This window comes from Klebsiella sp. 10982 (assembly GCF_048589245.1).
Taxonomy (GTDB): domain Bacteria; phylum Pseudomonadota; class Gammaproteobacteria; order Enterobacterales; family Enterobacteriaceae; genus Klebsiella; species Klebsiella quasivariicola.
In genome coordinates, this window is sequence record NZ_JBMAXV010000016.1 from 57,886 (window position 1) to 69,389 (window position 11,504).

The 11,504-nt window shown below is 53.9% G+C and carries 10 protein-coding genes; 7 read left to right on the forward strand and 3 right to left on the reverse strand.

Annotation, left to right across the window (positions count from 1 at the left end; translation table 11 throughout):
* The first annotated feature begins 2 nt into the window (after positions 1–2).
* The 6 genes from leuC (at position 3) to aroD (ending at position 7,334) form a co-directional block, all read left to right on the forward strand.
* Positions 3–1,403 (forward strand): 3-isopropylmalate dehydratase large subunit, encoded by a 1,401-nt coding sequence (gene leuC, locus ACKLKD_RS14140; protein ID WP_025711011.1) that lies wholly within the window; start codon positions 3–5, stop codon positions 1,401–1,403.
* A 10-nt stretch (positions 1,404–1,413) separates the two neighbouring features.
* Positions 1,414–2,019 (forward strand): 3-isopropylmalate dehydratase small subunit, encoded by a 606-nt coding sequence (gene leuD / locus ACKLKD_RS14145; protein WP_080924740.1) that lies wholly within the window; start codon positions 1,414–1,416, stop codon positions 2,017–2,019.
* Positions 2,020–2,414: 395 nt separating this feature from the next.
* On the forward strand, positions 2,415–4,448 hold the full coding sequence (locus ACKLKD_RS14150) for an FAD-dependent oxidoreductase (protein ID WP_080924741.1): 2,034 nt from the start codon (positions 2,415–2,417) through the stop codon (positions 4,446–4,448).
* 11 nt (positions 4,449–4,459) lie between these two features.
* Positions 4,460–5,323, forward strand: a complete 864-nt coding sequence (locus tag ACKLKD_RS14155) for a shikimate dehydrogenase (RefSeq protein ID WP_025711014.1) — start codon at positions 4,460–4,462, stop codon at positions 5,321–5,323.
* A gap of 10 nt (positions 5,324–5,333) precedes the next feature.
* Entirely contained in the window at positions 5,334–6,548 is a 1,215-nt protein-coding gene (locus tag ACKLKD_RS14160) for an MFS transporter (RefSeq protein WP_080897861.1), read from the forward strand.
* A gap of 30 nt (positions 6,549–6,578) precedes the next feature.
* Complete coding sequence (gene aroD / locus ACKLKD_RS14165) at positions 6,579–7,334, forward strand: type I 3-dehydroquinate dehydratase (RefSeq protein WP_025711016.1); 756 nt, start codon at positions 6,579–6,581, stop codon at positions 7,332–7,334.
* A gap of 37 nt (positions 7,335–7,371) precedes the next feature.
* Here aroD and ACKLKD_RS14170 read toward each other — a convergent pair whose 3' ends face one another.
* Positions 7,372–8,268 (reverse strand): LysR family transcriptional regulator, encoded by an 897-nt coding sequence (locus tag ACKLKD_RS14170; RefSeq protein WP_002888455.1) that lies wholly within the window; start codon positions 8,266–8,268, stop codon positions 7,372–7,374.
* Positions 8,269–8,499: 231 nt separating this feature from the next.
* Here ACKLKD_RS14170 and ACKLKD_RS14175 point away from each other — a divergent pair, with 231 nt between their 5' ends.
* Entirely contained in the window at positions 8,500–9,810 is a 1,311-nt protein-coding gene (locus ACKLKD_RS14175) for an MFS transporter (protein WP_025711018.1), read from the forward strand.
* A 33-nt stretch (positions 9,811–9,843) separates the two neighbouring features.
* Here ACKLKD_RS14175 and ACKLKD_RS14180 read toward each other — a convergent pair whose 3' ends face one another.
* Positions 9,844–11,028: a sugar efflux transporter gene (locus tag ACKLKD_RS14180; RefSeq protein WP_025711019.1), complete on the reverse strand. Its 1,185-nt coding sequence runs from the start codon at positions 11,026–11,028 to the stop codon at positions 9,844–9,846.
* A 261-nt stretch (positions 11,029–11,289) separates the two neighbouring features.
* Positions 11,290–11,442, reverse strand: a complete 153-nt coding sequence (gene sgrT / locus ACKLKD_RS14185) for a glucose uptake inhibitor SgrT (RefSeq protein WP_080897862.1) — start codon at positions 11,440–11,442, stop codon at positions 11,290–11,292.
* Positions 11,443–11,504: the final 62 nt, after the last annotated feature.

Sequence of the window (11,504 nt, forward strand, 5' to 3'; positions counted from 1 at the left end):
TCATGGCGAAGACGTTATACGAAAAATTGTTTGATGCGCACGTGGTATATGAGGCGCAAAACGAAACCCCGCTGCTGTATATCGATCGTCACCTGGTGCATGAAGTGACCTCGCCGCAGGCGTTTGATGGTCTGCGCGCGCACGGTCGCCAGGTACGCCAGCCGGGTAAAACCTTCGCCACCATGGATCACAACGTCTCGACGCAGACTAAAGATATTAACGCGTCCGGTGAGATGGCCCGCATCCAGATGCAGGAGCTGATTAAGAACTGTAAAGAGTTCGGCGTTGAACTGTACGATCTGAACCACCCATATCAGGGCATCGTTCACGTTATGGGCCCGGAACAAGGCGTCACCCTGCCGGGGATGACCATCGTCTGCGGCGACTCCCATACCGCTACTCACGGCGCATTCGGTGCGCTGGCGTTCGGCATCGGTACTTCCGAAGTGGAGCATGTACTGGCAACCCAGACCCTGAAGCAGGGCCGGGCGAAAACCATGAAAATCGAAGTGCAAGGCAAAGCGGCGCCGGGCATTACCGCCAAAGATATCGTGCTGGCGATCATTGGGAAAACCGGCAGCGCCGGCGGCACCGGCCACGTGGTTGAGTTCTGCGGCGAAGCGATTCGCGATCTGAGCATGGAAGGCCGCATGACCCTCTGTAACATGGCGATCGAGATGGGCGCGAAAGCGGGCCTGGTCGCGCCGGACGAAACCACCTTCAATTATGTACGGGGTCGTCTGCATGCGCCGAAAGGCAAAGATTTTGACGATGCCGTAGCATACTGGAAAACCCTGAAAACCGACGACGGCGCGACCTTTGATACGGTCGTGACGCTGCAGGCGGCAGAGATTGCCCCGCAGGTGACCTGGGGCACCAACCCGGGCCAGGTGATTTCGGTAACCGATATTATCCCCGATCCGACGTCGTTCAGCGATCCGGTGGAGCGCGCCAGCGCCGAGAAAGCGCTGGCCTATATGGGCCTGAAATCCGGCATCCCGCTGACGGAAGTGGCTATTGATAAAGTGTTTATCGGTTCCTGTACCAACTCGCGCATCGAAGATTTACGCGCCGCGGCAGAAATCGCCAAAGGTCGTAAAGTGGCGCCGGGTGTTCAGGCACTGGTGGTGCCGGGCTCCGGTCCGGTAAAAGCGCAGGCGGAAGCGGAAGGGCTGGACAAGATCTTTATCGAAGCCGGCTTTGAGTGGCGTTTACCGGGCTGTTCTATGTGCCTGGCGATGAACAACGACCGCCTGAATCCCGGCGAGCGTTGCGCCTCTACCAGCAACCGTAACTTTGAAGGCCGCCAGGGTCGCGGCGGACGCACGCATCTGGTAAGCCCGGCCATGGCCGCCGCGGCAGCCGTTACCGGTCATTTCGCCGATATCCGTAATCTGAAGTAAGGAGACCATCATGGCAGAGAAATTTACCCAACATACCGGCCTGGTGGTTCCGCTGGATGCTGCAAACGTCGATACCGATGCGATCATTCCTAAGCAGTTTTTGCAGAAAGTTACCCGCACAGGCTTTGGCGCGCACCTGTTTAACGACTGGCGTTTCCTCGACGATAAAGGTCAACAGCCAAACCCGGAATTTGTACTGAACTTCCCTGAGTACCAGGGCGCATCTATTCTGCTGGCGCGCGAAAACTTCGGCTGCGGCTCCTCACGCGAGCATGCACCATGGGCGCTGACCGATTATGGTTTTAAAGTCGTTATTGCTCCGAGCTTTGCCGATATCTTTTATGGCAACAGTTTCAACAACCAGCTGCTGCCGGTAACCCTCAGCGACGAGCAAGTCGATGAACTGTTCAAGCTGGTGCAAAGCAACCCGGGCATTCAGTTTGAAGTGGACCTGGAAGCGCAGGTGGTTAAAGCGGGGGATAAAACCTACAGCTTTAAGATCGACCACTTCCGCCGCCACTGCATGCTCAATGGTCTGGATAGCATCGGCCTGACGCTGCAGCATGAAGCGGCGATCTCCGACTACGAGCGGAAACTGCCGGCGTTTATGCACTAACCTTCGGGCCCGGTCTTTTGACCGGGCTTTTATTTTATTGCTGAGAAAACTGAGATCTCACGCACAAAAACAATATTATTTTCTTCATCACCCGAGCAAAATGCGGACCTGGTATACGCCATAAAGACGAATCATTTCGCTTTTTGCCTCTCCTTCCCGGCTGTTTTTTGTATTATCCCCTCACTGCAAGTAAAAATAAGGCACGAGTATTTACGATAAAAATATAACAATGTGAAAGAAGCGTTAATCCCATAGAGAACCCCTATAGCTCAGGACAAAAAAAAGCATTATTTTTCGATTTTTCTCCTCGTTATCTTCTCCCACAGAGAAATATTAACTAAGGATACGCCCGGGCCCCCGCATATCGGCCTCCCGGCCTCCTGTGGAGAGAAGAGATGAGCCACTACCCGCACCTTTTCAGTCCGTTGACCATCAACGGTATGACGTTAAAAAACCGCATTATTATGCCCCCGATGGGCACTAATATGGCTACGCTCAACGGCGAAGTCTCGCAGGAACAGCTTGAGTACTATGAACTTCGGGCCAAAGGCGGTACCGGGCTTATCACCATCGAAAACATCTGTATTGATTTCCCTTTCGCCTCCAACGGCACCACCCAGCTGCGTATCGATAACGATCAATACATTCCGCGGTTGTTTAAATTAACCGAGACCCTGCATAAACATGGGGCCTGCGTATCCATTCAGTTAAATCATGCGGGCGCTTCCGCTTACGCCTACCGACTGGAAGGCCAGACGCCGCTCTCTTCCTCCACCACGCCATCGAAGAAGCACGGTAATATTCCACGCCCGATGACCCATGAGGAAATTTATCACGCGGTAGAAAAATTTGGCGATGCCGCAGAACGCGTTCGTCGTGCGGGCTTCGACAGCGTCGAAATTCATGCCGGCCACTCCTATTTAATTAGCCAGTTTTTATCACCGTTATTTAATAAGCGTACCGATGAATTTGGCGGCAGCGTCGAAAACCGCACCCGGATATTAAGTCTGATTGTCGACAAAGTTCGCGCCTGCGTCGGGCCGCGTTTCCCGGTCAGCTTGCGCATCAGCGCCGATGACTTCCTTAAGGGCGGTAATACCCTCGAAGATTCCCTGCGCATTCTTGAGCTCTGTCAGGATAAGGTCGATATCATCAACGTCTCTGCGGCACAGAACGACAACCTGAATCTGCAGATCGATCAGATGTCGCTGGAGGATGGCTGGAAGCGCTATCTTTCCCGCGCGGTACGCGACAAATTCCATAAGCCCACGGTCATCGCCGGCAATATCCGCTCACCGCTGGTGGCCGAGGATATTCTCGCTAGCGGAGATGCCGATCTTATCGCTATTGGCCGCGGTCTGATTGCTGAACCGGAATGGGTACAGAAAGTACAAAGCGGTAATGAGCGTCTGATGCGTAAATGCATATCCTGCAACATCGGCTGCGCCGACCATCGTATCGCTCGCTCCCGCCCGCTGCGCTGCTCGATTAATCCGGATATCATTCATGGCGACGCCTACAAAATGCGCCGCGTCAATCGCGAGACTAACGTGGTGGTCATCGGCGCCGGTACCGCCGGGATGGAAGCCGCTTGCACCGCAGCGGAAGTCGGTTGCCATACCTGGCTGCTGGAAGCGAAAAACCACGTCGGCGGCCTCGCCAGCGAAATCTCCCGTCTGCCGGAGAAAAAACGCATCGCTGATTTCCCGCAGTTTATGAAAAATCGTATCGCCTCGCTGGATAACCTGATGCTTCAGGTCGGCAAACGGGCCGACGTGGCTTCAGTTTCCGCCCTGCGCCCGCATCTGATTGTCAACGCCACCGGCTCGACTCCGCTGCTGCCGCCGATCGAAGGATTACGGGAGAACATTGACGTCGAGAACGGCAAGATATTTTCCATTACCGGCATGATCGACAACCTGGCGAAATTTACCGATATCGAGGGTAAACGCATCGCCGTGGTCGGCGCAGGTGCCGTTGGCCTGGACGTTATCGAATACTTTACCGCTCGCGGCGCGCAGGCGGTGCTAATCGAGATGCAAGATTCCGCAGGTCGCGATCTCGACATCATTACCAAAAATGCCATGTTGACCATGCTTGACGAGTATCAGGTCGAGCAGCACATGAATACCCAATTGATGGCGGTCGCAGCCGATCACTTCCAGGTGAAAAATGCGCAACAGACCTTCGATATCCCCTTCGACTACGGCTTTGTCTGCCTGGGAATGCGCGCCAACCGGACGGGTCTCGACGAGATCGAACGCTGGGCCAATGCCAATAACGTCAAAATCATGAATATCGGCGACAGCCTGATGGCACGGCGCATTATCGACGGCATCCGCGAAGGCCGCAATGTGCTGGACACCCTGGAAGACATGGGTGCGCTCGGCAGCCGCGAAGCACAACGAATTCCCTTTCTAACTTATTGAGGATTTTTGTCATGGCAGAACGTATTACTGGACACACTGAACTGATTGGCCTGATCGCGACTCCGATTCGCCACAGCATGTCACCCACCATGCACAACGAGGCTTTTGCCCATCTCGGACTGGACTATGTCTACCTCGCTTTTGAAGTGGGTAACCAGGAGCTGAAAGACGTGGTGCAGGGCTTCCGGGCGATGAAGCTGCGCGGCTTCAACGTCTCTATGCCGAACAAAACCGAGATTTGCCAGTATCTCGATAAGCTGTCGCCGGCGGCGCAGCTGGTCGGGGCGGTTAATACCGTGGTCAACGACGACGGCGTACTGACCGGGCATATCACCGATGGCACCGGCTACATGCGCGCTCTTAGCGAAGCAGGTATCGATATCATCGGCAAGAAGATGACCGTACTCGGCGCCGGCGGCGCGGCAACGGCGCTCTGCGTCCAGGCGGCACTGGATGGCGTGAAGGCGATCTCTATCTTTAACCGTCGCGATAAATTCTTCGCCAACGCTGAAGAAACCGTGGCCAAGATCCGCAACAACACTAACTGCGAGATCCATCTGTTCGATCTGGACGATCATGACAAGCTGCGTGCCGAAATCGACAGCAGTGTGATCCTGACCAATGCTACCGGTGTAGGCATGAAGCCGTTTGAAGGCCAAATGCTGCTGCCGGATGACAGCTTCCTGCGCCCGGACCTGATCGTCTCCGATGTCGTCTACAACCCGCGTAAAACCCACCTGCTGGAAGTTGCAGAGAAAAAAGGCTGCCGTACGCTGAACGGTCTGGGCATGATGCTGTGGCAAGGCGCGCGCGCGTTCGAAATCTGGACGGGTAAACAGATGCCGGTTGATTACATCAAAAGCATCCTGTTCTAAGGGCCAAGCGATGAAAAATAAATACATCCCTACTGCGGCAGGGCTGTACCTCAACTATCTGATTCATGGGATGGGGGTGCTGTTAATCACCCTCAACATGGCCCATCTTCAGGAACAGTGGGGAACGGACGCGGCCGGCGTATCGGTGGTGATCTCTTCGCTAGGTATCGGCAAACTGGCAACCATCGTGACCGGCTTCCTGTCGGATCGCTTTGGTCGCAAGCCTTTTATCTATCTTGGGATCCTTAGCTATCTGATCTTTTTCGTCGGCATCCTGCTGACCAAAAATATCTATCTGGCTTACGTGTTCGGCATTATGGCGGGCCTGGCGAACAGCTTCCTCGATTCCGGTACCTATCCGGCGCTGATGGAATCTTTCCCGCATTCTGCCAGCCGGGCCAACGTGCTGATCAAAGCCTTTGTCTCCGCAGGACAGTTCCTGTTGCCGTTCATTATCAGCTTCCTGATATGGGCAAATCTGTGGTTCGGCTGGTCGTTCGTGATTGCAGCGGCACTCTTTGTTCTGAGCGGGATTTACCTGCTTAAAATGCCGTTCCCTGACAGCCAGGCAGCGAAGAAAGAGGAATCTCCGGAGCCACAGGCGGAAACAGCCGCCCGGCCACAGGCCAATAAGCTGGATATGGTGATCTTCACCCTGTACGGTTATATCGGCATGGCGACCTTCTATCTGGTCAGCCAATGGCTGGCGCAGTACGGCCAGTTCGTGGTCGGCCTGCCCTATGCCTCGGCGATTAAACTGCTTAGCATCTACACCGTCGGCTCGCTGGTTTGCGTGTTCGTAACTGCCGCCTTCGTCAAAGAGGTGTTTAGCTCGGCCATTGCGATGATTATTTATACTGGCCTGTCGATGATTTCGCTGCTGCTGGTGTGCCTGTTCCCGACGCCAATGATGGTGACCGGCTTTGCTTTTGTCATCGGCTTTGCCGCCGCTGGCGGAGTGCTGCAGCTGGGTGCGACAATCATGGCGATGAGCTTCCCGAACGGAAAAGGCAAAGCAACCGGTATCTTCTACACTGCCGGCAGTATCGCCAGCTTCACGATCCCGTTGATCACCGCAAAGCTTTCGCAGATCAGTATCGCCAGCATTATGTGGTTTGATTTTCTGATCGCCGTTATCGGCTTTGTGATCGCCCTGTACATCGGCTATCGTCAACTGCAGGCTCGGGCGGCGCAAAAAGTGTCACGCACCGCAGTCACCGCCTGAAGTTCAACGCGAAAAATAATGGATACCTACATGACAAATGCAGTAACCGTAAAGAACATCACCTTCCAGGAAGGGGAAACCTTAATTTGCGTACCGCTGATCGGCAAAACGCAGGATGAACTGCTGCGTAACGCCCAGGGTCTGGTTGATGCCGGCGCCGATATTATCGAATGGCGCGTTGACCATTTTACCCAGGTCAGAGAAGTGGCTCAGGTGATGGCTGCGCTGGCGGAAATCCGTCACGCGCTGAAAGCACTTCCGCTGCTCTTCACCTTCCGCAGTAAGAAAGAAGGTGGCGAGACTGAGATCAGCGACGAGGCGTATTTTGCGCTCAACCGCGAGGCCGCGCGTAGCGGGCTGGTTGATGTTATCGATATCGAGCTGTTCAATGATGAAACGCAGATCCGCGCGCTGGTTGACGATGCGCATGCCGCGGGCGTCAAGGTCATCATGAGCAACCATGATTTCCATAAGACCCCTGCTCAGGAAGATATCATCTATCGCCTGCGCCGCATGCAGGAGCTGGGTGCCGACCTGCCGAAGATCGCGGTGATGCCGCAGTCGCCGCAGGATGTGCTGACCCTGCTCGCCGCCACGCTGACCATGAAAGAGAAGTATGCCACGCGCCCGCTGATCACCATGTCGATGGGGAAATCGGGCGGCGTTAGCCGGGTAACCGGGCGTCTTTTTGGCTCAGCCATGACCTTTGGCACCGTGGGCCAGGCTTCTGCGCCGGGACAGATCGCCATCGCCAAGCTGCGTGAAGTGATGGATATTCTCTCCTGATATCCGGATGGCCCGGAGGTCACATCCGGGCCATCCGTTAACAGATCTTCTGGCTGTCGTGGATAACCACATTTTTAAATGACTCCAGCGCCGGAGAGAGCCCCTTGTCTTTCATGGTCGCCAGATAGATATAGCGGGGGGGGATGGTGTTTTTAATCTTCAGGATATGGACGTTGTAATAGGAGAGCGCGGTGATGCGCGGCATAATCGCGATCCCGTAGTCAATACTCACCAGCCCGGCCATCGCCGTATCCTCATCCACATAGCAGGCGATCTCCGGCACCAGCTTTTGCTGCATAAATACATTATCGATAAACGGACGTAAGCCACTATTTTCTGAAAAATAGATATACGGATAATGAATCGTCTCCACCAGATCGACTTCATGTTCATATAGCCGGGCCAGCGGATGATCCTTTGCCGTGACCACCACCAGTTCCTGCTGGATCACCGGAATAAAATCGATATCGGGTTCATCGGCAATATAAGAGCAGATCGCCAGATCGACTTTTCCGGCCTTCAGCTCCTGCAACAGCGTCAGCGATGTCCCTTGAGTAAAAGAAAAAGTCACATTGTGACATTCAGGTGAAAGAGAATATTTATTAATTAACTGTGGAACAACATACTCCCCCATCGTGTAAATAAAGGCGATGCGAATATTCTCTTTATTCTCAGCGCCATTTTTTTGCAATATCATGCGTCCGTTCTCCAGCGAGGCCAGCGCATCTTCAACATACGGCAAAAAACGCTTGCCGTTTTGGGTAATTTTTACGTTCCGCCCCTGTCTGGCGAATAGCGCGACCCCTAACTCCTTCTCCAGCTCCGATATCGCGTGGCTTAGCGAGGGCTGGGTGATGCACAGACTGGAGGCGGCTTCGGTGTAATGCTCAGTTTCAGACAGACGTTTAAAATAATAAAGTTGCTTTAGGTTCATTATTTTTACCCGTATAATATAAGAATAAATACACTGACGCTAATATACCATGCAAGCCGCCAATAATGCGCATGAGCGGGTAAATATCGGCGTTACATCAAATATTATTTTGAGAAGCGTATGAATGTGCAACAAGGCATTGCCATTCATAGATAACATCTATGGTTCCGGGAGATGTTTTTGCATGTGCGAATATATGCAAAAATATTTTAAACTTTAAAGGAACTCACTATGAGTATGTCAAACTCTCAGGAAGTCCTCACTTCCTCATCGGGGACAAAAAAAAGAAGCCGCGTACGGATATTTATTCTCCTGCTGTTGTCTCTCGGAACGATGATCAATTATCTCGACCGCACTATTCTGGGTATTGTTGCCCCACAATTAACCAAAGAAATTCATATCGATCCGGCGATGATGGGGATCATCTTCTCCGCTTTTGCCTGGACCTATGCTCTGGCGCAGATCCCCGGCGGTGTGTTTTTAGACCGGTTTGGTAACAAGTTGACCTACACGCTGGCCATTTTCTTCTGGTCACTGTTTACTCTGTTACAGAGTTTCACCCTCGGCCTTAAATCTTTGTTGCTCCTGCGCCTGGGGCTTGGCGTCAGTGAAGCGCCCTGTTTTCCGGCGAACAGTCGCATCGTCAGTACCTGGTTCCCTCAGCACGAGCGCGCCCGTGCAACAGCTACATATACGGTTGGTGAATATATAGGACTGGCGGCCTTCTCACCGTTATTATTTTTAATCCTCGAACACCATGGCTGGAGAACGCTATTTTTTCTTACCGGTGGGTTAGGTATTTTATTTACTTTGGCATGGTGGCGTTTTTATCATGAACCGCATGAATCGCGCACGGCTAATCAAGCGGAGCTGGAGTATATCGGCGCAAACGGCATTAACAATAAAATCCAGAACGTTCCATTTAACTGGCGTGACGCCAGACGCCTGCTGGGCTGTCGCCAGATCCTCGGCGCCAGCCTGGGTCAGTTCGCCGGCAACACCACACTGGTCTTTTTCCTGACGTGGTTTCCCAGCTACCTCGCCAACGAGCGCCATCTTCCATGGCTGCACGTCGGCTTCTTCGCCACCTGGCCCTTCCTTGCCGCCGCGATTGGCATCCTCTTCGGCGGCTGGATCTCCGACCGGTTGTTGAAGCGAACCGGCTCCGTCAACATCAGTCGAAAGTTACCAATAATTTCCGGTTTATTGCTGTCCAGCTGTATTATCGCGGCGAATTGGGTAAGCGCCAATAGCACCGTAATTATTATCATGTCGGTGGCTTTTTTTGGCCAGGGGATGGTCGGTCTGGGCTGGACCTTAATTTCGGATATTGCCCCGGAAAATATGGCAGGCCTCACCGGCGGCATATTTAATTTCTGTGCCAATATGGCCTCGATTATCGCACCACTGATAATTGGTGTGATTATTTCCGCCACGGGTAATTTCTTTTACGCGCTGATCTACGTCGGCCTGACGGCGCTGATTGGGGTGATTGCCTACATTTTTATCATCGGCGACATTAAGCGTATCGAACTCAAGTAGGCCTGGTCGCCCCGGCGATGCCGGGGCGAGTAGTCAGATATCCTTCACCTTGCTGGTCAAAAACAGCGTCACCAGCGAAATGGCCGCGATCGTCCAGTAGACGCTGGCGTGACCATAGCTCTGGGACAGCGCCCCCTGCATCACGCCGGCAAGGATCACGCCGGTGGAAATACTGTTGGTGAACAGGGTGGTCGCCGCTCCCGCCCGTCCCGGCATTAAATCCTGGAACCACAGCATGCCTATCCCGGCGATAATGCCGATAAAGATGGCATTGAACAGCTGCAGAGCCAGCAGCGCCGTGCGACCATGAAACAGGATCAGTCCGGCATAAAACAGCACGCCGGCGGCCACCGCCGCCACCATCATTTTACGTTTGCCAAAGCGCTTCACGTAGTAGCCGGCGAGGATCATCGCCGGTATCTCCAGTCCGGCGGCAGTTCCCATCAAGATCCCGGCCAGACTGTCCGGAAGCCCGAGATCGCTACTGATCCACAGCGGCATATCAATGATATACATGGTGTTACAGGTCCACATGAGCGTGGAAGCGATAAACAGCATGCGTACGTTTTTGTCATGCCAACCGCCGGCCTGCGCCAGCGCCTGCGCCTCTTCCGAGGGCTGTTCCACACGCGCAACCGAGGGCAATTTAATGGCAATCAGCGCCAGGCTAATCACAAAGATGCCCGCCGCGATAGAGAACATGGTGGTGAAGCCGTAGTTGAGCGCCAGCATAAAGGCCAGCGGCGGACCGATCACCCACGCCAGGGAGAGCTGGGCACGCATGATCGAGCTGAACATCACCACTTCCCGCGCTGAACTGTCAGCATACTCTCGCGCCAGAGCAAAGAGCTGCGGCATGGCGGCGTTAGCGATGGACGCCAGCATCACGCCGCAGGTGATCAGCGTCAGATAGTGGCGGTTGAAGGCAAAGAGCAGCGCATTACCCACCGCCATCAGGCAGCAGAACATAATTAATCGCCGCCGATCGCCGCGGCTATCGGAGCGCTTGGCCAGCGCCAGACTCACCAGAATCCCGGCTATCGCATTCACGGTGTAGAACAGACCCACCCAGAACGGTTGCGCCCCAACTTCGCGGCTGAGAAATAAACTCAACGTCGGCGCCTGCAGTGCGCCCGCCACGCCCATCATAAATGCAACCAGCATAAAGGCGGCATACACGCCGTTTAGCCGTCGTCCCATCGTCATCAACCACAGCATGGAATGTCCTTAACACACGCGAAGTAAACGAAAAAAGCCAGCAGAAGCTTTCTGCTGGCGGGTGATTCTATACTCTATGCGTTTCATGTTGCAGGACAAAACGGTTACCCGTTTTGCACAGCGCTTGCGCTGGCCCTGAAAGGATGAGCGTGGCCAGAACGTTAGGCCCTGAGCGCATCGACAGCGAGGCGACCAGGCCACCTGCAGCGTGAAAGACGACGAGTATAACACCAATACTCAGTCACACATGATGTCTGCAAGTCAATGATCCGAGGTCTTTGACGTCACTCCCCACTGCATCAGTTCTCCCAGAATTTCCTGCTGTCTTCCTGCCATCAGGCGGGCCAGCCAGGACGCTTCCTGCGTCGCAGAAAAGTAGTGCTGGTAGAACGATTTTGCGGTTGACCTCATCATATTCACCTCCTCGCTTCATCGGGAATCATTATTGGCTTAATATGGGGAGTAATAAATTGCTG

What these genes read in the sequence shown, in the direction of transcription:
- ACKLKD_RS14175 (WP_025711018.1), top strand. Translation starts at nt 8,500, where the DNA reads ATGAGTATGTCAAACTCTCAGGAAGTCCTCACTTCCTCATCGGGGACA.
- ACKLKD_RS14155 (WP_025711014.1), top strand. Translation starts at nt 4,460, where the DNA reads ATGGCAGAACGTATTACTGGACACACTGAACTGATTGGCCTGATCGCG.
- leuC (WP_025711011.1), top strand. Translation starts at nt 3, where the DNA reads ATGGCGAAGACGTTATACGAAAAATTGTTTGATGCGCACGTGGTATAT.
- aroD (WP_025711016.1), top strand. Translation starts at nt 6,579, where the DNA reads ATGACAAATGCAGTAACCGTAAAGAACATCACCTTCCAGGAAGGGGAA.
- ACKLKD_RS14160 (WP_080897861.1), top strand. Translation starts at nt 5,334, where the DNA reads ATGAAAAATAAATACATCCCTACTGCGGCAGGGCTGTACCTCAACTAT.
- leuD (WP_080924740.1), top strand. Translation starts at nt 1,414, where the DNA reads ATGGCAGAGAAATTTACCCAACATACCGGCCTGGTGGTTCCGCTGGAT.
- sgrT (WP_080897862.1), bottom strand. Translation starts at nt 11,442, where the DNA reads ATGATGAGGTCAACCGCAAAATCGTTCTACCAGCACTACTTTTCTGCG.
- ACKLKD_RS14150 (WP_080924741.1), top strand. Translation starts at nt 2,415, where the DNA reads ATGAGCCACTACCCGCACCTTTTCAGTCCGTTGACCATCAACGGTATG.
- ACKLKD_RS14180 (WP_025711019.1), bottom strand. Translation starts at nt 11,028, where the DNA reads ATGCTGTGGTTGATGACGATGGGACGACGGCTAAACGGCGTGTATGCC.
- ACKLKD_RS14170 (WP_002888455.1), bottom strand. Translation starts at nt 8,268, where the DNA reads ATGAACCTAAAGCAACTTTATTATTTTAAACGTCTGTCTGAAACTGAG.